The organism is Qipengyuania sp. MTN3-11 (assembly GCF_042851825.1).
GTDB lineage: Bacteria > Pseudomonadota > Alphaproteobacteria > Sphingomonadales > Sphingomonadaceae > Qipengyuania.
On record NZ_BTGM01000001.1, the window covers coordinates 975,804 to 997,602 of the forward strand.

The 21,799-nt window shown below is 64.2% G+C and carries 20 protein-coding genes; 6 read left to right on the forward strand and 14 right to left on the reverse strand.

Translation table 11 applies throughout. The annotated features are described in order from the left end of the window. Positions 1-189 precede the first annotated feature (189 nt). A complete protein-coding gene (locus ACGHN1_RS04620) occupies positions 190-2,916 on the forward strand; it encodes a TonB-dependent receptor domain-containing protein (RefSeq protein WP_390548756.1) in 2,727 nt (908 codons plus the stop codon). A gap of 92 nt (positions 2,917-3,008) precedes the next feature. Beyond that, complete coding sequence (locus tag ACGHN1_RS04625; RefSeq protein ID WP_390548758.1) at positions 3,009-3,896, forward strand: LOG family protein; 888 nt, start codon at positions 3,009-3,011, stop codon at positions 3,894-3,896. 9 nt (positions 3,897-3,905) lie between these two features. On the opposite strand, the gene thiD is transcribed toward ACGHN1_RS04625, so the two are convergent. From thiD to glmM, 3 genes are read right to left on the reverse strand one after another with little or no spacing between them, the layout of a single operon-like run. Beyond that, positions 3,906-4,703, reverse strand: coding sequence for a bifunctional hydroxymethylpyrimidine kinase/phosphomethylpyrimidine kinase (gene thiD / locus ACGHN1_RS04630; RefSeq protein ID WP_390548760.1), 798 nt, complete (start codon positions 4,701-4,703; stop codon positions 3,906-3,908). Continuing rightward, positions 4,700-4,924, reverse strand: a complete 225-nt coding sequence (locus tag ACGHN1_RS04635; protein WP_390548762.1) for a DUF1272 domain-containing protein — start codon at positions 4,922-4,924, stop codon at positions 4,700-4,702. The genes thiD and ACGHN1_RS04635 overlap by 4 nt, the downstream gene beginning before the upstream one ends. Next, complete coding sequence (gene glmM, locus ACGHN1_RS04640; protein ID WP_390548763.1) at positions 4,924-6,261, reverse strand: phosphoglucosamine mutase; 1,338 nt, start codon at positions 6,259-6,261, stop codon at positions 4,924-4,926. Before glmM ends, ACGHN1_RS04635 begins: the two co-directional genes overlap by 1 nt. A gap of 161 nt (positions 6,262-6,422) precedes the next feature. Here glmM and ACGHN1_RS04645 point away from each other — a divergent pair, with 161 nt between their 5' ends. Beyond that, entirely contained in the window at positions 6,423-7,037 is a 615-nt protein-coding gene (locus ACGHN1_RS04645) for a superoxide dismutase (RefSeq protein WP_390548765.1), read from the forward strand. Positions 7,038-7,091: 54 nt separating this feature from the next. On the opposite strand, the gene ACGHN1_RS04650 is transcribed toward ACGHN1_RS04645, so the two are convergent. Genes ACGHN1_RS04650 through ACGHN1_RS04660 form a run of 3 tightly spaced genes read right to left on the reverse strand, consistent with a single transcriptional unit; the run spans position 7,092 to position 9,115 of the window. Continuing rightward, complete coding sequence (locus ACGHN1_RS04650) at positions 7,092-8,270, reverse strand: AI-2E family transporter (protein ID WP_390548767.1); 1,179 nt, start codon at positions 8,268-8,270, stop codon at positions 7,092-7,094. A 48-nt stretch (positions 8,271-8,318) separates the two neighbouring features. Further along, positions 8,319-8,927, reverse strand: a complete 609-nt coding sequence (locus ACGHN1_RS04655; protein WP_390548769.1) for a sigma-70 family RNA polymerase sigma factor — start codon at positions 8,925-8,927, stop codon at positions 8,319-8,321. Further along, positions 8,927-9,115 carry a NepR family anti-sigma factor gene (locus ACGHN1_RS04660; RefSeq protein WP_390548771.1) on the reverse strand — a complete coding sequence of 63 codons (189 nt, stop codon included), beginning with the start codon at positions 9,113-9,115 and terminating at the stop codon, positions 8,927-8,929. The genes ACGHN1_RS04655 and ACGHN1_RS04660 overlap by 1 nt, the downstream gene beginning before the upstream one ends. 256 nt (positions 9,116-9,371) lie before the next feature. On the opposite strand from ACGHN1_RS04660, the gene ACGHN1_RS04665 reads away from it, so the two are divergent. Next, positions 9,372-10,982: a CHASE domain-containing protein gene (locus tag ACGHN1_RS04665; protein WP_390548772.1), complete on the forward strand. Its 1,611-nt coding sequence runs from the start codon at positions 9,372-9,374 to the stop codon at positions 10,980-10,982. A 44-nt stretch (positions 10,983-11,026) separates the two neighbouring features. On the opposite strand, the gene ACGHN1_RS04670 is transcribed toward ACGHN1_RS04665, so the two are convergent. After that, positions 11,027-11,818 carry a response regulator gene (locus ACGHN1_RS04670; protein ID WP_390548774.1) on the reverse strand — a complete coding sequence of 264 codons (792 nt, stop codon included), beginning with the start codon at positions 11,816-11,818 and terminating at the stop codon, positions 11,027-11,029. Positions 11,819-11,959: 141 nt separating this feature from the next. Here ACGHN1_RS04670 and ACGHN1_RS04675 point away from each other — a divergent pair, with 141 nt between their 5' ends. Beyond that, positions 11,960-12,706 (forward strand): Crp/Fnr family transcriptional regulator, encoded by a 747-nt coding sequence (locus ACGHN1_RS04675; protein ID WP_390548776.1) that lies wholly within the window; start codon positions 11,960-11,962, stop codon positions 12,704-12,706. A gap of 236 nt (positions 12,707-12,942) precedes the next feature. Here the strand turns inward: ACGHN1_RS04675 and ACGHN1_RS04680 are convergent, their stop codons facing one another. Continuing rightward, a complete protein-coding gene (locus tag ACGHN1_RS04680; protein ID WP_390548778.1) occupies positions 12,943-13,383 on the reverse strand; it encodes a response regulator in 441 nt (146 codons plus the stop codon). A gap of 122 nt (positions 13,384-13,505) precedes the next feature. Then, entirely contained in the window at positions 13,506-14,663 is a 1,158-nt protein-coding gene (locus ACGHN1_RS04685) for an N-acetyltransferase (protein WP_390548780.1), read from the reverse strand. A gap of 140 nt (positions 14,664-14,803) precedes the next feature. Here ACGHN1_RS04685 and ACGHN1_RS04690 point away from each other — a divergent pair, with 140 nt between their 5' ends. Then, a complete protein-coding gene (locus ACGHN1_RS04690; protein ID WP_390548782.1) occupies positions 14,804-15,913 on the forward strand; it encodes a fatty acid desaturase family protein in 1,110 nt (369 codons plus the stop codon). Between the two features lie 4 nt (positions 15,914-15,917). Here ACGHN1_RS04690 and lptG read toward each other — a convergent pair whose 3' ends face one another. The 5 genes from lptG to ACGHN1_RS04715 form a co-directional block, all read right to left on the reverse strand. Beyond that, complete coding sequence (gene lptG, locus ACGHN1_RS04695) at positions 15,918-17,015, reverse strand: LPS export ABC transporter permease LptG (RefSeq protein ID WP_390548784.1); 1,098 nt, start codon at positions 17,013-17,015, stop codon at positions 15,918-15,920. A 3-nt stretch (positions 17,016-17,018) separates the two neighbouring features. Next, a complete protein-coding gene (locus ACGHN1_RS04700) occupies positions 17,019-18,263 on the reverse strand; it encodes an LptF/LptG family permease (RefSeq protein WP_390548786.1) in 1,245 nt (414 codons plus the stop codon). 55 nt (positions 18,264-18,318) lie between these two features. Next, entirely contained in the window at positions 18,319-18,654 is a 336-nt protein-coding gene (gene clpS / locus ACGHN1_RS04705; protein ID WP_390549769.1) for an ATP-dependent Clp protease adapter ClpS, read from the reverse strand. A 286-nt stretch (positions 18,655-18,940) separates the two neighbouring features. Next, a complete protein-coding gene (locus ACGHN1_RS04710; RefSeq protein ID WP_390548788.1) occupies positions 18,941-19,717 on the reverse strand; it encodes a phasin family protein in 777 nt (258 codons plus the stop codon). A gap of 131 nt (positions 19,718-19,848) precedes the next feature. After that, entirely contained in the window at positions 19,849-21,723 is a 1,875-nt protein-coding gene (locus ACGHN1_RS04715) for a PHA/PHB synthase family protein (RefSeq protein WP_390548790.1), read from the reverse strand. Between the last annotated feature and the right edge of the window lie 76 nt (positions 21,724-21,799).

Here is a 21,799-nt window from a genome sequence, read left to right on the forward strand (position 1 = left end):
GAAACGGTTGACAGCAAGGGCATTTTCAGGCTCATATTCTCCAAACAGGAGCAAGTTGTCTTGTTTGGGATAAAGCGCTCACCGGAGAATGGGCGTGAAAAGCAAACGGGCAAGGGGGCTTTCGGGAAGCAATCGGGGACGAGCGCAATCACGGGCGGCCGTGGCGACGATCAAGGGAGATTAAGGAGCATGCATTGGCAAACAACCGCGGTTCGCGCAGCCCTTTCGACTTCGGTGGCGGCCATCGCGCTGCTGGCGGGTGCCCCCGTAGCGGCGCAATCGGGCGGAACAGTCGGCGACGTCGAGGAAGACGCCGATGTCGAGGAGACCGCCAACGAGACCATCGTCGTCACCGGCTCCCGCATCTCGCGTGACGGCTTCGATCAGCCGACCCCGACCACAGTGCTCGGCAGCACCGAAATCCGCCAGGCGGCCAAGGTCAATCTCCAGCAGGTGCTCAACGAACAGCCGCAGGTGCGCAACACCGTGTCGCCCACCGGCACGATCGGAAACACCGCGAGCGGTACGGCCCCGGTCGACCTGCGCGGGCTTGGCAGTGCTCGCACGCTAACGCTGCTCAACGGTCGGCGCTTTGTCGGCGACAACAACCTGAATTTCGTTCCGACCAGCCTGGTCGATCGGATCGAGATCGTGACCGGCGGCGCTTCCGCCGCCTGGGGTTCCGACGCCGTGGCCGGTGTCGTCAACATCATTCTCGACGACGATTTCGACGGGCTGACAATAGGCGCAAGTGCGGGCATCTCGTCTCGCCACGATGGCGAACGTTACGGCGTGGACGGTGCTTTCGGTACGTCCTTTGCGGACGGGCGCGGCCATTTCATCATCGGTGCTGAGTATGTTGACGACAGCGGGATACCGATGTCGGGACGGCGGGATCGGCCCCGGCTGGGGGCGGGCCTCGTCGCGATTGGCGGCGGGCAGGTCGAACTACAGCCGGATGTCAACACCGACCTCTTCCCGATATCGCAGGGCGGAACGATACTCTCCGGCTCGCTCGCGGGACAGGCTTTCAATTCCGATGGCACGCTCGGCCCGTACACCCTTGCCGATGCCTCCAGCCTTTACGATAGCCTGATCGTCGCGAGTCCGCTCGAAAGGTTCAGCTCCTATGCGCGCGCGACTTTCGACATCACCAACAACATCGAAGTCTGGGTCGACGGGGCTTACGGGATCTCCGATGTTCGGCAGCCCTTCTTTGCCGATCCGGCGGGGTCGATCCTCGCGTTCCAGGTTGCGACCAGCAACCCGTTTCTTAATCCTGGGGTGCGCGCGCAGCTCCTCGGGGCGGGCGAAGCCGCATTCGTTTTGGGCCGGTTTTCGACCGATTCTTTCGTCCTTGATTTCGACGCGCGGCGGGAAAACATCGAAGGTGCCATCGGCATAAGCGGCGAGCTGGGAAGCGGTTGGCGCTTCGATGCGCATTTCAGCCATGGACAGATCGAAAATTCGCAGCGCTTCTTCAATTCGCCGATTACCGCCAACTTCCAGCGAGCGCTCAATGCGGTCAATTCTGGCGGCCAGATCGTCTGTGCGGTCAACGCCGACGGCAATGCGGCCAACGATGACCCGGCTTGCGTACCTTTCAACCCGTTCGGCCAGGGCGCGCCATCCCAGGCGGCGATCGACTACGTCACCGGGACGCAGATGACCGATTCGGTGAACAAGCTGGATTCGCTTGCGGCGAGCGTACAGGGGGAACCCTTCTCGCTATGGGCCGGACCGGTTTCGATAGTCCTGGGTGTGGAGGCACGCTGGCAGGAGCAGGAACAGACGATCGGCGCGCTCAATGCCGCGGGCGCGTTCGGTACCAATGTTTTCAGCAGCGCCCTGAACGGCGGCACGGACGTGAAGGAAGGCTTCGGCGAAATCCTGCTACCCCTGTTCAACAGCGAGAACTTCGAATTCGATCTCAATGGGGCTGCCCGCTATTCGGATTACAATCTGAGCGGCGGCATCTGGTCGTGGAAAGTCGGCGGGACGGCCCGGCTTTTCCAGGACATCCTGCTGCGGGCGACGCGCTCGCGCGATATCCGGGCGCCCAGCATCGGCAATCTCTTCTCTGTCAGCGCGATCAACATCCGTAATGTGGTCGACAATGATACCGAAGGACGCACGGGCACTCCCGGCTACAATCCCACGCCGCGCGCCACGATCTTTACAGGTGGCAATCCCGATCTCGTTCCAGAGGTCGCGCGAACCTGGACGGCCGGACTTTCGGTCTCTCCTTTCGATGGCTTCAACCTGTCGGTCGACTATTACGATATCGAAATCGGCAACGCGATCACCGCGCCGAATGCGTCGGATATCACTGCGGCCTGTGCGCAAGGCGTAACCTCGGCTTGCGATGCCGTGATCCGCGACGCGACCGGCACGATCACCACGGTTTACGCGACGACCCAGAACATCGCGCAGTTTGCCACCAACGGTGTCGATATCGAGGCTTCCTACGTGACGCCGTTGAGCTGGCTGGCAGATATACCCGGCGTCCTCCGCGTCCGGGCGCTTGCGACCTACGTCGATGAGCTCTCTTTCCAGACCGGTTTCAACCAGCGCCAGGTCGCCGGCGACGTTGGCGACACCGTCCTCGATGGCGTCCCGCATTGGCGCGGAAACCTGAGCCTGACCTACCAGTCCGACGATCTCGGTCTGGATGCCCGCCTTCGCTATGTCGGTGGCGGTCAGTATGACAGCACGCTGCCGATCGTGAACAACGACATCGATGCGCGCACCTATCTGGACCTCGGTGCACAGTTCAAGGTGGAGGACCTGTTCACCTTCTTCATGAACGTGAACAACGTCTTCGATGTTGCGCCGCCGCTGATCATCCAGACGACTAACGTGCATTACGACAATGTCGGTCGGTACTACACGGTCGGGGCCCGCGTGGAGTTCTGAAGAGGTCCTTGGGCGAAGCGGCGTAGAAAGACCTGCGTCGCTTCGCCGCTAGACCTTGTGAGCGGCTCCGCTCGGCCCTATCGCGCGCGCCGATGACAGAGGAAAAATCACCCGACCGCGATCTGACCGATCGCAAGTTCTACCGTGCCGACCAGGAAGCGAGCTTCGCCGACGCGCAGTCTCCGCGGACTCCGCAGACGATGCATCCGGCCTATCGGCTCGCCTATCGCGACACCGATTTCCTGATGCGCGACGAGTTGCGCCCGTTGCGCTTCCAGCTCGAGCTGATGAAGCCCGAGATGCTGCTCGACGAGGCCGGGGTGGGCTCGACGCTGGTGATCTACGGTTCGGCGCGCATCCCTCCGCCCGACGCGGTCGAGGATGCACTCGCCGGCGCGGAAAATCTGCCGGATCAGGAAGCGCGGGTGGTCCGCAACCTCGCGGCGAAGGCAAAGTATTACGATGAGGCCTACCGCCTCGCCAAGATCGCCAGCGAGAAGTCGATCATCGAGGACGGGAAGCGGCAGTTCGTGATCTGCTCGGGCGGGGGCCCCTCCATCATGGAAGCTGCCAATCGCGGGGCGAGCGATGCCGGGGAGGAATCCATCGGTCTCAACATCGTTCTGCCGCACGAGCAGGCGCCCAACCCCTACGTCACCCCATACCTCAGCTTCCAGTTCCACTATTTCGCGCTGCGCAAGATGCACTTCCTGTTGCGCGCGCGTGCGGTCGCCGTGTTCCCGGGCGGGTTCGGGACCTTCGACGAGTTCTTCGAACTGCTCACGCTGGTGCAAACAGGCAAGATGAAGCCGATCCCGATCCTGCTGTTCGGGAAGGACTTCTGGACGCGGGTGATCGATTTCGAGGCGCTGGCCGACGAGGGGACGGTCTCGCATGTCGATCTCGACCTGATCCACTGGTGCGAGAGCGCAGACGATGCCTGGGACCACATCGCCGAATTCTACAAGCTCGAACGCTAGGCCGCAGGCTTATTCGGACCGGCGCACCGCCTGGTGACCCAGGGGACCGTGGCCGGAACCGTAGCCGGGCGCCCTCGCGATCGCCTCATAGGTGAATTGCCGCGCCAGTCGCACCGCATGGGTCAGGGGCTGGCCATGGCCGAGCATGGTGGCAAGCGCCGCACTCAGGGTGCAACCGGTGCCGTGGGTGTGCCGGGTTTCGATCCGCTGGTGGGCGAAGCTCGCAACCTTGCCGTCGGGCGAGACCACCCGGTCGATGACTTCTTCGCCCTCGTCGTGTCCGCCCTTGGCCAGCACCACCACATCCCGCGCCCGTGCAAGAACCAATGCCGCTTCGACGATCTCCTCGGTGCTTGCGACGGGCAAACCGGTGAGCGCGGCCAGTTCGGGCAGGTTGGGGGTGACCACCGTCGCATGCTCCATGATCTGCGCGAAGCCTTCGATGGTGGCCTCATCGGCCAGCACGGAGCCGCTGGTCGCGATCATCACCGGGTCGAAAACCACCTTGCCCCCGAAGCGAGCCAGCCGCTCGGCGACCACCGCGGCGATGGTCGGCGACCCGAGCATGCCGATCTTGATCGCATCGGCACCGATATCCTCGAGGCAGGCATCGATCTGCGCCCCGACGAAATCGGCTTCGCAGGTCTCCACCGCCTGGACGCCGAGCGAGTTCTGCGCGGTCACGGCCGTGATCGCGGTCATCGCATAGCCGCCGAGCATGGCGATGGTCTTGATGTCAGCCTGTATCCCGGCGCCGCCCGAACTGTCGGAACCAGCGATGGAAAGGATGCGCGGGGTCGTCGTCACGCCCGATGTTTCCGCTCGGTGGAGGGCGGGTACTGCGCGTGAAGGGCGTGGGCGCGGGTCGGGCGGTCGGTGAGTTCGCCCGCACAATTGGGACAGCGATCGTCGAGCCGGTCGGCGCATTGTGCGCAGAAGGTACACTCGAAACTGCAGATGAAGGCTCCGTGGGCCTCGGCCGGGAGCTCCACCCCACAGGCTTCGCAATCGGGGCGCATCTCCAGCATCAGGCGGCGTCGCGCACCGCGTCGCAGACCCGGTCGACGATCTGTTCGACCTGGGCTGCATCGTCGCCCTCGGCCATGACCCGGATGACCGGCTCGGTACCCGAGGGACGGATCACCAGACGCCCGCCGTCGCCGAGTTCGCTCTCGGCCTCCGCGATCGCGCGTTTGACGGTTTCTGCTTCGAGAGGTGCCCCGCCATCGTATCGCACGTTCTTGAGAAGCTGGGGGACCGGATCGAAGAGATGGAGCAACTCGCTCGCCGGCTTGCCCTCGCGGACCAGGCTGGCGAGCACGCGCAGCGCCGCCACCGTGCCGTCGCCTGTGGTGGCGTGATCGAGCAGAATCATATGCCCGGACTGCTCGCCGCCGAGGTTGAACCCGCCTTCTCGCATCCGCTGCAGGACATAGCGATCGCCGACCTTGGTCCGCTCGAGACCGAGGCCGAGACCGCGCAGATAGCGTTCCAGACCAAGGTTCGACATCACCGTGGCAACCACGCCGCCGCCCGTCAGCCTGCGCGTCTCGCTCATCCTCGTGGCGATCAGCGCCATCATCTGGTCGCCGTCGACGGCCTTCCCCTTCTCGTCGATGACAATCAGGCGATCGGCGTCTCCGTCGAGCGCGATGCCGATGTGCGCGCCTTCCTCCACCACCTTGGCCTTTACCGCCTCGAGTGCGGTGGAGCCGACCTCGTCGTTGATATTGGTCCCGTTCGGGCTGACGCCGAGCGGGATCACCTCGGCACCCAGTTCCCAGATCGCGCTCGGGGCGACCTGATAGGCGGCACCATGCGCGCAATCGACGACGATCCTCAGCCCGTCGAAGCGAATGTCGGAGCCGATCGACCGTTTGACCGCGTGGATGTAGCGCCCGCGGGCGTCCTCGATACGACGAGCCCTGCCGATATGTTCGGCATCGGCGAGCTGCGGGGGCTGTTCCATCAGCGCCTCGATCGCCATCTCGTCCTCGTCCGACAGCTTGAAGCCGTCGGGCCCGAACAGCTTGATCCCGTTGTCTTCGTATGGGTTGTGGCTGGCCGAGATCATGACACCGAGATCGGCGCGCATCTCGCGGGTGATCAGCGCGATCGCCGGTGTCGGCAACGGGCCGGTCATGATCACGTCCATGCCGGTGCTGGTGAAGCCGGCGACCAGTGCGCTTTCGATCATGTAGCCGGACAGCCGCGTATCCTTGCCGATCACCACGCGGTGGCGGTGGTCGCCGCGGCGGAAATGCGCGCCGGCGGCCTGGCCGACCCGCATGGCGAGTTCGGCATTCATCTTGCCCTGGTTGGTTCGCCCGCGAATTCCGTCGGTGCCGAAGAATTTGCGTCCCATTGCTGTCCCGTGTTCCGCTGTCGTTTCGCGGCGCTTGTGGCGCGTCCGGACGCGGATGGAAAGGCCGCGGGTGGTTTTCGCCGCAGTCTTGCAACCCTTGCCCGCGCGGCGCGTTGCATTAGGGAATCCCAAAATTTCTTCAGCACAAGGGAAAACGAATCATGGCATTCAAGCTCATCGACCTGCCCTATGACGACAGCGCGCTGGCACCGGCGGTCTCGGCCGAAACGCTGTCCTATCATCACGGCAAGCACCACCAGGCCTATATCGACAAGACCAACAAGGCGATCGAAGGCACGGATCTGGCCGACAAGCCGCTCGAAGATGTCGTCGCCGCCGCGCGCGGCAGCGACCAGGGCCTGTTCAACAATGCCGCGCAGAGCTGGAACCACGGCTTCTACTGGCACTCCATGACCGGAGAGGAAAGCTCGGCTTCCGACGAGCTCAAGAGCATGATCGACAGCGCTTTCGGTTCGACCGACGGGCTCAAGGACAAGCTCAAGGAGCGCGGCGCAGGGCATTTTGCCAGCGGCTGGGTCTGGCTGGCCGAGAAGGGCGGCGAACTCACGATCGAGGAGACCCACGACGGGGACACGCTGGCGGACAAGAATGGGTTGAACCCGTTGCTTGTCATCGACCTTTGGGAGCACGCATATTATCTGGATCACCAGAACAAGCGCCCCGAATATCTCGACGCTGTCGTCGGATCGAAGCTCAACTGGAGCTTCGCCAGCGACAATCTGGCGCGCGGAAACACCTGGCGATATCCCGGCTGATAATCCGCATCTCGAAAACCGAAGCCCGCTCCGCCATCGGCGGGGCGGGCTTTTCTATTTCGAGCGTTCTTCGTCGGTCTCGAGAAGATCGCCGGCGAACAGCGGTTCACCGAAAATGAAGCCGATGACGTTTGGCCGTCCGGTGTGGTCGAACAGCGCCGTCAGCGTCAGCAGGATGGGCACCGACAGGAGCGCCCCGGTAAAGCCCCAAATCCACGAGAAATAGCTCAGCGCGATCAGGATCATGACCGGGTTCATGGTGAAGCGCGCGCCGAGGATCGAAGGCGTCACCACATTGGCCTCGATCGTGTGCAGGGCGAGATAGGCGGCGGCGGGGATCAGGCCGAGGATGATCGTTTCGGTGGTGCCGATGCCGAAGAGTGCCAGCAGCCCGATCATCAGGGTCGGGCCGATGTAGGGAATGAAGTTGAGGATCGCGGCGAGGCCGCCCCACATGATCGGGGCGTCGACCCCGAGCGCCCAAGCGCCCAGCGTCACGATCACCCCGACCCCCGCGTTGATCCAGGTCACCGTGAGGATATAGGCGGCCACTCGGTCCTGCACCTCGCGCATCACCCGCGCCGCCTTGATGCTGGTGCCGAAGCTTGTGCGGCCGAACAACAGGTGCTGACGCAGGCGGACGCGCGCCTCGATCAGGAAAAAGGTCATCAGGAAGGTCAGGATCACCTCGATCACCACGCTCGGGGTGGCGAAGGCGAGTTCCTCCAAAAGGCTTGGTCCGGCCAGAACGACCTCCTGCTGCCCGCTGCGCCGCATCAGATCGCCCAGTTCCGCATTGAGCTGCGCCAGCCAGCCGAACTGATCGCGAATCTCCGAAAAGCGCGTGCCGATGGAGCGCATCAGGTCCGGCAAGCGATCGAACAGAGTCACCGCCGGCTGCAGGATCAGCGCCAGCGCGGCAAGCAGCACCGCGAAGAAGATGAGGAGGGCGGTCAGCGAGGCGAGGACGTTCGGCAGCCCCCAGCCTGCCAGCTTGTCGGCGAGCGGCGAGAGTATGATGGTGAGGATGATCGCCGCGGTCAGCGGCAGGAACACCACCGAACCGATCGAGAGGACGAAGGGGAGGGCGAAGAACAGGCCCGCGCCGATGAGCACCACCAGTGCAGAGATCAGACGCAGCTCCTGCTCCGCGAAGGCCATGCGCCGGCCGCGACCCTCAGGCTCGCGATCATCTGGGTCGGGCCTGCCATCCACGAATGGAATCTCTGTCATCGGCGGCGAGAGTGGCCCCGGCCGCTTCCGCGGGCAAGGGCCTTCATCCTAGCTGCGCGAGGCCAGCCCCTGGCCGGAAGCGACATCGTCGAGCTCCTCGAGGATGGCCCGGTGGGCGGTCTCGTCGTCGAGCGATCGCTTGGGAATGTCGCCATCGGCCAGCATGGAATTGAGCGCGGCGCGGGCGCGGCCCACCCGACTCTTGATGGTGCCTACCGCGCAGCCGCAGATGTTCGCCGCTTCTTCGTAGGAGAAGCCGCCGGCGCCGACCAGCAGCAGCGCCTCGCGCCGTTCCGGAGGCAGGGTCAGCAGAGCACGATGCATGTCGGACAGATGGATCGGCTCCTCCTGGCCCGCCGGCGCGGTCAGGATGCGTTCGGCCACGGTCTCGTCGTACTCGCCGCGGAACCGGTTGCGCCGCATGTCGGTGAGATAGGCGTTGCGCAGGATCACGAAAGTCCAGGCGCGCATCGAAGTGCCGGGCTCGAACCGCTCCTGTGCGGCCCAAGCCTTGAGCAGGGCCTCCTGCACGAGATCGTCCGCGAGGTCCGCACGGCCGCACAGCCCGCGCGCAAACGCGCGCAGATGCGGAACCACCTCGGTGAGTTCGCGCTTGAAATCGGCCTTTTCGGCAGCCGTTCTGGCTTGTCCCCCCATCAGTCCTTTTCGTCTTTGTCCAATTGCGAGAGAAGGTCCTTGAAGGTGTCGGGCAGGTCTTCGTCCACGACGGAGTCGTAGAGTTGCTTGAGCCCGTTCGCCCAACCTGGTTCGCCGCGATTGCGGCCCGGGCCGGATGGGGATGTGCGACCCCGCGGCCCGTCCTGATTGTCTCTCTCGAAAGTCATATGCAGAGTGGCGCGTCCTTGCCGTGCGAGGCCCGACAGCGCCGCTGTCTTGCCCCATGATTCGATCCCATTGGTTGAGGGGGAACGATGTCCCTGCTCTATTGTTCCCAACCGAGACCACGATCCGTAAACGCTTCGCACCCCGCTGTGCAAGGGGCGCGAAGGCTGTACCAATCCAGGGGGCGACGAGCTGTCGAATTCGCACACAACGCGTCGGAAAATCTCGCGCCGCTGGCTGATCGAGAATCCGCGTTCCGTGCCGGTCGGCATCTTCCTGGCTGTGCTTGCGGTCACGGCCCTCAGTGTCTTCGCGATCGAACGGGGCGAACGCCAGCGCGAAGCCGCCGCGATGAGCCGTGCGAGCATCGCCATGGCCTCCGCCCTCGAGCGCCGGGCCTCGATCAACGCCTCCTATCTGCGCTCGGGCGCGGCGCTGTTCTCGACCCAGCCAACCGTAGAGCCGGCGCTGTTCCGGCGCTTCGTGTCGGAACTGCGGCTCGATTCCGATTATCGCGGGGCCGAGGGAATCGGCTGGGCCCCCGCAATCGGCGCGGCGGAAGTTCCGGCGCTCGAACAGCGGCTTTCGAACTACCGCATCGACTCCATCGCGATCAGGCCATCGCTCGAGGAGATGCCCCGCGACAAGCTGGTTCCCGTTGCTCTTCTGCAACCCGATACCGCGCGCAATCGCCGGGCCATCGGTTATGACATGTATTCCGACCCGGTCCGCCGGGCGGCGATGGACGAAGCGGAGCGGGCCGTGCGGCCGACCGCCAGCGGGCGAGTGGTCCTGGTCCAGGAAAGCAACGGCACATCGGCGGGCTTTCTGATCTACATGCCTGTCTTCGGCAGTGCGGGGCCCGAGCGGCGCTTGCGCGGCTTCGTGTACAGTCCCTTCAACTCGCAGGATTTCCTGTCTTCGGCCGCGGATCTGGTCGATCTCGGGGACTTTGCGGTTTCGCTCTACGATGGCGCTCCGGGCGACGAGACGCTGATGGGTCGTATCGACGGGGTCGAGGATCCCCGCCGTCACATCAGCCAGCCCGTCAGCGTCGCCAATCGCAACATGACCGTGGAAATCGCTTCCCCGCGCGGCAACGCTCTGTCCTCGCTGTCGATGATAACGCTGATCTTCGGGCTCGCCGTCGCCAGCCTGCTGATGCTGGTTTCCCGCCTTCTCACACAGCAGGCGATCGAGGATCAGCGTTCGCTCGACTGGTTCGCGGAGCAGAATTCGATCCGCAATTCGCTGACCCGCGAACTCAACCACCGGGTCAAGAATACGCTCGCCAATGTGCTCTCGATCGTCGCGCTGACCCGCCGCCGCGCAGACAATGTCGAGGATTTCGCCGATGGCCTCGACGGCCGCATCCGGGCCCTGTCGGCCACGCATGATCTTCTGACCCAGTCCGAATGGGGTACCACGCCGATCGCATCGGTGGTTGCTGCGGAACTCGCGCCGTACATTCGCCAGGAGGATTACGAGCTGGAAACCAGCGGCCCGCCGGTCGAACTCGCGCCCAACGACGCCTTGTCGCTGGGACTGGCACTGCACGAACTGGCCACCAATGCGTCCAAGTTCGGCGCGCTCAGCGCACCGGGAGGCAGCGTCTCGGTGACCTGGGATCAGACCGCCGACCGGCTCGCGCGGGTTCGTTGGATCGAAAGCGGCGGCCCGCCGGTGCCGCAGCGGCGCGAGCGGGGCTTCGGTACCGATCTTATCGAGAAGATCGTCGCGCACGAGTTGCGCCACCCCGTGGAGCTCGAGTTCGCCCCCGAAGGCGTGCGCTGCACATTGATGGTGCCCATCCGCGAGCCGGTCGATTTCGCGATCCGCGCACGATACGGGGCGATGCGCAGCAACTGAGCGCTGCGCATCGCGAAGTCAGCGGATCGTGCGGAATTACCGGATCAGGCGAGCGGACGGCTGGAGCCGAAGAACAGCGCCTGGCTGATAGCCGCGCGCACCGTCTGTTCCTGGAACGGCTTGGTCACCAGATAGGTCGGTTCGGGCCGGTCGCCGGTCAGCAGCCGCTCTGGGTACGCAGTGATGAAGATCACCGGAACGGTGCTGATGGCGAGAATGTCGTCGACCGCATCGAGCCCGCTCGAACCGTCGGCCAACTGAATGTCGGCGAGGACCAGACCCGGGGTCTTTTCCGCGACCACTTCCTGTGCCTGTGTCCGAGTCGCGGCAGTGCCGCAAATCTCGTGACCAAGCGATTTGACCAGGTCCTCGAGCTGCATCGAGATCAACGGCTCGTCCTCGATGATGAGGACGTTGGTCGAGGTCTCGCGATCGATTTCCTGCACCGCTTCCTGGACCAGCGATTCGACGTTGCCTTCTTCCAAATCCATGATCTGGGCAGCTTCTTCGATCGAGAAATCCTCGAGCGTCGTAAGCAACAGCGCCTGGCGGTTGAGAGGAGTGATCGACTTCAGGCGGTCCGATGCCGCTTCCTCGTGCGCGCCGGTCAGCTGTCGTTCGGGGACTTCCATATAGGCGCTCGACCACACCTTGTTGAACGCGCGGTAGAGCGGCACCCGCCCGCCTTCGAGCGACTGCTTCAGCGCTTCGTCCGCGAGAGCGGCTTCCAGCGTGGCGCGGACGAAAGCGTCTCCGGTCGCCTGCGATCCGGTCAACGCCCGCGCGTAACGGCGCAGGTACGGCAAATTCTTGGCAATCTGGTCACCGAGCGACATGAAGACCCCTTCCTTGTTTCACGCGCTAGAACGTCGCGCCGTGGTCTTGGTTCCGTATGCGCGCAGCCTGTTGTCCGGCATTTGACTTCGCACGCAAATCCGTGAATTTGAGCGCCTTGGCGGGGTCGCGGGGGATGGTCAATGCAAAGGGTCGCCGACCCGGTCGAGTGCCGTGATTGTCCCTTGCAGGACTGTCCCGGCCTGCGTCGGCTGGAACCCGACGAGATCGCCTACCTGCAAACCTTCAAGCAGGGTGAGGTGATCGCCGATCGGGGCGAGCGGATCATCGAGCAGGGGCAGCGCGTGGACCGCCTGTTCACGCTGCTCGACGGATTGCTGATCCGCTTCCGCGCTCTCGAGGACGGGCGGCGGCAGATCGTGAACTTCATGTTCCCGGGCGATCTGGTGGGGCTTCAGGGCGCCTTCCAAGAACCGGCGACGCATTCGGTCGAGCCCCTGTTGCCCTCGCGCCTGTGCGTATTCGAGCGTCACCGCTTCCACGCGCTGACCGTCGATCGCCCCGAACTGGGTTTCGATCTCACATGGCTGGCGGCGAAGGAGGAGACGGCGTTGGAAGAACATATCGTTGCGCTGGGTCGGCGGTCGGCCCGCGAACGGGTCACTTATCTGGCGGTCTGGCTGCTCGACCGGGCCTTGGGGACCTGCATGGCGACGGGCGGCAACCGGTTGTCGGTTTCGATCACCCAGGCGCAGATCGCCGACATGCTCGGTCTGTCGCTGGTCCATACCAACCGCACCATCAAGGCGTTGGAGCGCGAAGGGCTGGTATACTGGAACCAGCGCGAGATCAGTGTGCCCGACATGACCAAGGCGAGCGATTTCGCCAATTTCGACCGTCAACTGCGCCGACCGCGGCCCTTCATCTGACGGCCTGACAGGGGATCGCGCGGTTTCTCGAAAAAATTTCGTTTCGGTCGGAACCCCATGACAGGACGGGCATTTCATCACTGTCACCGCCGAGACCCCCCCTCCCGTCCAAGCGGCTGGTGATACGATCCCGAAAGGCCTCCGTTCAAAAAGAACGGAGGCCTTTTTTTTCATCGTGGGCAGCGCATCCGCGATAAAGCAGGCACTGGCTATGGGTTTCAGGTGGGGTCGGGCGATCAGCCCAGCGCGCCCCGCAAGCGCGAGAGGATGCCCTTGCGCCGGGGTTCCTGCAACAGGGCAACCAGGGCCTCGGTTCGGTAGGGCTTTGCCAGAACCACGCCCAATTCGGCGATATCCTCGGGGATTGCGTCGGGTGCGCCGGTAGAGAAGACGATGCGGGGGCGGTCGGGCCCCAGGGTCCGCAGCAATTCCGCTATCGCCCAGCCGTCGTCGCGATCGGCGAGGTGGACATCCAGGACGATGGCTTCCGGCTTTCCGCGTCGCAGCGCCTCGAGCGCGGCTTCAGTGGAGGCGGTGAGTTCGACTTGTTCCACGCCCGCTTCCACCAGAGCATCCTCTATGGACATCGCCAGAACGGCATCGTCCTCGACGACCAGGACGCGCCGGGGCAAGGCTTGCTCGCCATCACCCGTTTCGAACTTTCTGTTTGCGTCCATGGATTTCCTGCGGATGGGCCGCGATCTGCCGCCCGATGCAGATCAAACCACGACCAAACCGCGCCGTTCCCCGATTGCGGCGCGTTCCCAATCGGCGTTGCATCCGCGCGACAGTCGGGAGATTACAGCGACTTTCGAAAGATCGCGTATTCCCGGTTGGACGTGCTGCCGATGGCATCGGCGATCGCCACCATTCCCTTGTTGTCTTCGAGGATCCAGCCGATCTCGCCCCTCTGCGCGTTCCAGTTCGATTGTGCGGCCTGTTTGATCTGGCTGATCATCATGAAGGCCAGCTGGCTGGCAACGCGGGTGTTGTGCAGCTCGCGCCGGACGCCCATCAGCGGCACGCGCATGTCCGAGCCGCTGGGGTTGCGCAGCCACCGCAGGATGCGCCACCAGCCGAACGGGAACAGCTTGCCGCCGGACTTGCGCAGGACATGGTTGATGTCCGGAAAGGTCAGCATGAAGGCAACGGGCTTTCCATCCAGTTCGGCGATCATGTTGATCTGCGGATGGATGATCTGCCGCAGTTTCTTGCCCGCATAGGCGATCTCGGCATCGGTGAACGGCACGAACCCCCAGTTGCCCGACCATGCATCGTTGAGGATATCGAGAACGATCTCGGCGTCGCGATCCCACTCCCCGGGATCGACACGGCGCACGCTGATCCGCGGATTGCGTTCGCCCGACTGGACGATGCGCTCGATCAGCGGCGGAAATTCGCGGGTTATATCGATCTCGTAGGTCAGCAGCGTCTTGGCGCGTTCGTACCCCGCGCTCTCGATCCAGCCGCGGTAATGGGCGGGATGGTGGCCCATCATGATCGTCGGGTAGTGATCCTGACCGCGGACCAGCAGCCCTGGCTCCTCCCAGATCGACATCGAGATCGGGCCGAGGACCCTGCTCATCCCCTGCTGCCGGTTCCAGTCCTCGGCGCGCGCGAGCAGCGCGTGGGCGACCGTCTCGTCCTCGGCATCGAAATAGCCGAACATGCCGGAGCCCGCGCCCATGCCCTGCTCGGGCGGCAGGTCGAGCGCCAGATGGTCGATATGCGCCGAAATGCGCCCGACCGGCAATCCGGCGCGCCGGGCGATGAACAGCTGCACCGTGGCATGGCCGAAGAACGGGTTCCTGTCCGGATCGATCAGTTCCATCTGTTCTGATCGCAATTGCGGCACCGCGAAGGGTTCACGACGCGCGAACGCGCGGCCGAGCTCGACGAAGGCCCGCCGCCCCTTCTTGTCGGTGACCGGTTCGATCACTATCTGCGCGTCGCTCACCGGGCGTGCTCCTGTTAAGGCCGGGTTAGCCCTGTGGCGGGTAGCGGACCCTTTTCGCAAGTGTCCGATCACTCTTTCCGACAGGCTGCATTTGTCAGCGCCATGGCCCATGCTGTAAAGCGCGCCCTACGATCCGAACCATGAACACGATCAATCATCCGATCCCCAACGCGGCAAACGCGCATGCAACCGGCCAATCGGCCGGACAAAGAGCCTCGCGCGCGCAATTCGTCGCCAGTGACGACAAGGAGCTGCTGCGCGCGGCACGTGACCTGACCAAGGATTTGGCCGAGGCGCGCGACGATATCTACTGGCTCGATCTGCTGACCTCCGCCGGGATCGGCTATGCGGCGATGGCCGGAGCGATCCTGGTCTCCAGCGTGCCCCTTGCGGTGCTGCTGGGCCTGGTCTCGGCGCTGGCGCTCTACCGGGCGCTGATGTTCATCCACGAGCTCACTCACCTCCACCGCGACGCGCTGCCGGGCTTCCGCACCGGGTGGAACGCGATGATCGGGGTGCCGCTGCTGACCCCATCCTTCATGTACGAAGGCGTGCACACACTGCATCACAAGCGCACGCAGTATGGAACGGTGGAGGACCCGGAATATTTGCCGCTGGCGCTGATGAAGCCGTGGAGCCTGCCGCTCTTCGTCCTGATCGCGCTTCTGGCGCCGGTCGCCCTGCTGTTCCGTTTCGCCGTCCTCGTCCCGCTCGGGGCGGTTCTGCCCCCGGTGCGCCGCATGGTCTGGCAGCGGTTTTCCGCGCTCTCGATCAACCCCAAGTTTCGTCGGCGCCCACCCGAAGGCGACATGCGTCCGCGCGTGTTCCGGCTGGAGCTGGCCGGTTTCGTATGGTCGTGGGTACTGATCGGCAGCGTCTTCCTGCTCGGCTGGCGACCGATCCTGATCGCGCTGGGGATCGTCTCCTTTACCGCCGTACTCAACCAGCTGCGCACGCTGGTCGCCCATCTGTGGGAGAACGAGGGCAAGCCGATGACCGTGACCGCCCAGTTCCTCGACAGCGTCAACGTGCCGCCGCCGGGCCGCATCGCCGAGCTGTGGGCGCCGGTGGGGCTCCGCTATCACGCCCTGCATCACCTGATGCCGTCCATGCCCTATCACTCGCTGCCCGAGGCACACCGGCGCCTTGCCGACAAGCTGGGGCTGGAATCGACCTATCACGGTGCGAACCATCCGGGCATGGTGGTGCTTGTCGGGCGGATCGCCCGCAGCACGATGGGCCGGCGCTAGGCGATCATTCCTCGGTGCGGATAAGCACCGTCTCGCCGATCAGCACGAACAGCAGGAACGGCGCCCAGGCAGCGAGGAACGGGGGGTATCCGCCGAAATTCCCCATCGCCAAAGCCGCATTGTCGACCACGAAATAGGCAAAGCCCAGGGCCATCCCGACAAGCGCGCGGAAGAACAGCTGGCCCGACCGCGCTAGGCCGAACGCGGCAACAGAGCCGAGCAGTGGCATGAGAAGGGCGGCGAGCGGGCCCGACAGCTTATGCCACCAGCGCGCGCGCAGTTCCGAGGTGCGGCGACCGGCATCCTCGTAGCGGTCGATGGCCTCCGACAGGTCCCAGAAACTCAGCGTGTCCGGATCGACCTGCGCGAGTTCGATGTTCTCCGGCGTGATGCCTTCGCCCACGACCAGTTCGGGCACGTCGCGCGCACCGGCGTCCTGGACCGTGAAGCGCCGCGCATCCTCGAGCCGCCATCCCGGCGACGCGAAGGTCGCTCGCGGGGCGCGGACCTGCTCGACGATCATCCCGTCCGGCGTGCGACCGTACCAGGTCACTTCGCGCATCGCCATCGCCGCGCCGGTGCCGGCGACGGCTCCTGCGGTCAGCACGTTCCGCCCGTCGTTTACGAACACGTTCGCGCGGACGTCGGAGGCGGCGGGAACGGGTCCGAATTCGACCGTTTCCCATGCCTTGAGCGTGGCATTGGCGCGTGTCACCACCCGTTCGTTGAAGGCGAAACTCATCAGCGCGATCAGTCCTGCGGTGAGGAACAGCGGCGCCAGAACCTGGTGGGCGGAAAGCCCCGCCGCCTTCATCGCGATCACTTCGCTGTTCTGGTTGAGACCGACCAGCATGATCAGCGTCGCCAGCAACACCGAATATGGCAGGAAACGGGCGATCAGTTGGGGCAGCCGCAGCCCGACGTAGGTCAGCAGCTCGCCCTGGCCGTTACCGGGCGCCGCGAGGATGTCTCCGCTCGTGGAGAGCAGGTCGAGCATCATGAGCACGAGCACGAGCATCACCAGCACCGCGAGGATGCGGGTGACGAACATCTTCGCCAGATACAACGTCAGCGTGCGCGAGGGGAAAAAGTCGAACTGCATGGATTATTCGGCGGGTACCGGCTCCACGATGTCCTCTTGCCGTGCGCCTGTCCGGCCGCGATTGCGTCCGAACAGCCTGCCGAGCCTTTTGGCGAGCTTGTCGAACCGGCTCTCCAGTGCGCCGATGGCCTGTCCCCCCGGTATGAACGCGACGCGGTAATACATCCACAGGATCAGCACAGCGAAGATCACGAACGGACCCCAAAGAGCCAGGAAGGGATCGAACCGGCCGAGTGTGGCGAGATCCTCCCCATACTGGTTCACCTTGTGATAGGCGACCACCAGCACGATCGAAAGGAATACGCCCAAGGCGCTGGTCGATCGCTTTGGGGGGATGCCCAGCGCCACCGCCAGCAGCGGCATCAGCGCCATCATCACGACCTCGACCATGCGATAGTTGAAGCTCGCCTGGCTGGCGTCGCGCTGCGATGTGGTGGACTCCGGGCTCCAGCCGATCCGCAGCAATTCGGGCAGGATGTATTCGCGCTGGTCCTCGCCGCGCTGGCGGAACTGTTCGATCGCCGGCAGATCGATCGGCAAGTCGTGACGGGTGAAGGTGAGGACGCGCGGCGATGCGCTGCCGGTGTCCTGGACGATGGTGCCGTCGGTCAGCCGCAGAATGATGGTCTCGGGGCTGTCGGTGGTGGCGAGGAACGTGCCTTCGCGTGCCGAGATCGAGAGCACCTGTCCGCGTTCGTTGGCGACGCGGGCGAAGATCCCCTTGAGATCGCGACCGTCGTTCTCGCTCTCCTCGATCCTCAGCGCCATCCGGTCCGCCAGCGTGGTGAATTCGCCGACCTTGATCGACGCCCCGAGCGCACCCGATCGCAGTTCGAACTCGAGCCGTTCGTAGACAAAGCGGCTGACCGGCTGGACGTAGAACACCAGAGCGATGTTCACTGCCATCAGCACCGCGGTGATGATGTACGGCACCCGGAGCATTCGGCCGTAGGACATGCCGACCGCGCGCAGAATGTCGAGTTCGCTGGTGGTGGCAAGCTTGCGGAAGGCAAGCAGCACGCCGAGCAGCAGCCCAAGCGGGATCGCGAGAGCGGCGTATTCCGGCACGACCGCCGCCAGCATCTTGAAGACCACGCCGATCGGCCCGCCTTCGACCGCGACGAAATCGAACAGCCGCAGCATCTTCTCGAGCAGCAGCAGCGAAGCGGCAAGCGCGAACACGCCGAGCATCGGCACGATCACCAATCGGAAGATGTAGCGGTCTATGGCAGGGATGAAATTGAACACGCGTTCGCCGTTGTTGCCGGTCGGTCCCGGTCCCTATCCCGAAAATCCGCCGGGGTCAGGCCTTTTCCAGCGTGCATTGCAGCGGGTGCTGATTCTGGCGGGCGAAGTCCATCACCTGGTTCACCTTGGTCTCGGCGACCTCGTAGGGAAAGATGCCACACACGCCGACGCCCTTCTGATGGACGTGCAGCATCACCCGCGTCGCTTCCTCCATATCCATCCGGAAGAAGCGCTTGAGGACGATGACGACGAATTCCATTGGCGTGTAGTCGTCGTTGAGCAGCAGGACCTTGTACTGGCTCGGCTTCTTCGGCTTCGTCCGGGTCTTGGTGGCGATGCCGACCTGGCCATCGCTGTCGTTGTCGCCGTCCTTCGCGCCGTCATCGGCCATGCGGGCGGCGCCACGGACATCGCTGGCGATGCCGCGGACAAGGGCCGGCGAGAATGCGGCCTGGGGCAGGGCGAAGGGGTGAGCCATGACGGATCGCCAATATCGTATCGTTCGCGCCTCGTGCAACCCGTCGGCGTTCGACGGCCAGCACTTTGTCGCGTGAATCCCGCGCGCAGGCGTAAAAAAGGAAACGGGCCGGATGGCGATGCGCCATCCGACCCGCTCTTTTACCTCGACCGGACGAGGGAGAGAGGAGAGGTCCGGTCTTGGCAGTTCGTGACCGCGATCAGGCGGCGACCTTCGACATGCGCTCGGCAGCGATGCTGGCACGGGTCGAGATCGGAGCGAAGGCGTCGTTGACCAGCTTGGTGGTCATCTCGACGTTGCGCGAGGCGCGGGCCACGGCGGCGTCGAAATTGCGACGGACCATCTCGCCCTGGAGCTGGAACAACTCGGTCGGCGACTTGACGGCGGCCATCTTCTTGACGTCCTCGGTCACAGTCTCGGCCGCAAGCTTGGCATCTTCGAGATAGACGCGGCCCATGTCCTGCATGCCACCGGCCAGAAGCTTGCCGGATTCGACGAGCGCTTCGATGTTGCCCTTCTGGAATTCGACCACCTCGGTGGTCATCTCGCTGCCCTTCTCGTAGGCGGCCTTCATCCGGGTCTGCGCCTCGGCGGCGGTTTCCTTGACCTTCTGCGAAAATTCGTTGCTGTTCACATTGTCCATGATCTTGTCCTTCAATTGGGCGATAGTCGGGGTATTGGTGGATTTGGTCTCGCGTGCCGCCTTGGAAACGACGGCTTGCGCGGGAGCGGTGTTCGTCTTCGACGCCTTGCGCGCGGCAGGCTTGCGGGCCGAAGCCTTTTTGGCGGCGACTTTCTTCTTGGGCTTCGCCGCGACGGCCTCGGCCACCTTGGCGGCCTTGGCCGGCTTGTTCGTGTCGGCTTCGACGGCCTTTTCGACCGCCTTGGCATTCACGCCCTCGCTGTTCTTCTTCTCCGACGCGTCGGCATAGGCCTTCTCCGCGGCGGCATCGATCTTGCTCTGGCTCTCGGCCATGGAAACCTCGCTTTTGTTGCAGTGCACAAAATAGGCATCGCAAGGGCGAAGTCAAGCAAAAATTGTGCAGTGCACAATAGATCGGGGAAGGGGTGCTGCCCGGCTGCGGTAAAGCTCTGAAAGGAATTGCCTTATCGGGTCATCACGTAACGCCCCGGAGCGTCTTCGACAACCCGATCGCCCTTGGATCCCGGCTTGCGCTTGCCGGTAGCGGCCACCGTCTTTTCGTCCTGTTTGCGGAGCCATTCGATCCAGTCTGGCCACCAGCTGCCCTTGTGTTCGGTGGCGCCGTTCTGGAAATCCTCGAGGCTGCGCGCTGCGCCTTCGTTGATCCAGTATTGGTACTTGCCGGCATCGGGCGGATTGACCACCCCGGCGATATGTCCGGACCCGGCGAGCACGAAGCGCAGCGGACCCTTGAAATGCTCGGTGATCTTCCAGACGCTCTCGGCCGGAGCGATGTGGTCTTCGCGCCCCGCCTGGACATAGGTGGGTGTCTCGACCAGGCCCAGGTCGATTGCCGTTCCGTCGACTTCCAGCGCGTCCTTCGCCACCAGCCGGTTGTCGCGGTAGAGATCGCGCAGATAGTCTTGGTGCCACTTGGCCGGCAGGTTGGTGACGTCGCCGTTCCAGTGGAGGAGGTCGAAGGCGGGATAGTCCTCGCCCAGCATGTAATTGCTGACGACGTAGTTCCAGATCAGGTCGGTCCCGCGCAGCAGGTTGAAGGTCGCCGCCATGTAGCGCCCGTCGAGATAGCCGTCCGGGCTCAGCGCCTGCACCGTCGCCAGCTGACCGTCGTCGACGAAATGGAGCAGATCGCCCGCCTTCTCGAAATCGACCTGCGCGGTGAAGAAGGTCGCGCTCTTGACCCGGTCCTGCTCGCCGCGGCGATGAAGCAGCGCCAGCGTGGCGGCCAGGGTGGTCCCGGCCACGCAATAGCCGATCGTGTGGACATGTGGCACGTCGAGCCGCTCGCGCACGTGATCGATCGCCTCGATCTGGCTGCGCACGTAATCGTCCCAGATAATATCCTTCATGCTCGCGTCGGCCGATTTCCAGCTGACCATGAACACGGTCACGCCCTGTTCGACCCCCCAGCGCACGAAGCTTTTCTTGGGATTGAGATCGAGGATGTAGAACCGGTTGATCCACGGCGGGAAGATCACCAGCGGCACTTCCAGCACCTTGTCCGTCGTCGGGCTGTACTGGATGAGCTGGAACAGATCGGTCTCGAACACGACCTTGCCCGGCGTCACGGCGATATTCTCGCCGAGCTTGAAGGCGCCCGCATCCGTGTGGCTGAGCTGGCCTCGCCTGAGGTCGGCGAGCAGGTGCTCCATCCCCTTGACCAGATTGTCCCCGCGGGTCTCCATCGTCCGTTCGAGCACCACGGGGTTGAGCATCGGGAAGTTCGCCGGGCTCGCCGCCTCGGTGATCGCACGGGTCGTGAAGCGCAGCTGCTCGCGCTTGTCCTCCGGCAGGCCCTGGATTTCGTCGACCATTCCCTCGATCCGTTCGGCGAGCATCAGATAGGTCTGGTGGATCAGCGCGAAGGCGGGATGCGCGCGCCACCTGTCGTCGGCGAAGCGCCGGTCCTGGCGGGGGAGTTCCTGCTTCTCGCCTTCCGCCTTCGGCCCGATGCCGAAATTCCCGAGCACCGTTTCCCACAGCCGAAAACCTTCCTCCCAGAGCTCCTTCTGCCGGGCGGGATCGGCGACGGGCATCTGGTTGTACCAGTTCTCCGCCAGCGCCATCCAGCGCGAGGGATCGAGATAGGGGAGGGCGGCCTGCGGCGATTGCGACTGCTCGGCGGCGTATTCCAGCCACATGCCCTGCAGCTTCGCCCCCACCTCGGCCCAGTGCTGCGCGTCTTCGGGCTTGAGGGGCGTCGGAGAAAAGGCTGGTTGCGGCATTCCGGCCATGGGCCGCATCATCGGCCCGAACATCGCCTGCGCCAGCTTGGCGGGTCCGGCGTAGAGGTTGGTGAAGGGATCGGGATCGGTCATGCTGCCTCTTTCGGGTCTCTTCCGCCGCGCTGCTGCTCTTCTAGGACTTCGGTCGGGCCATTGCACCGACACCGGA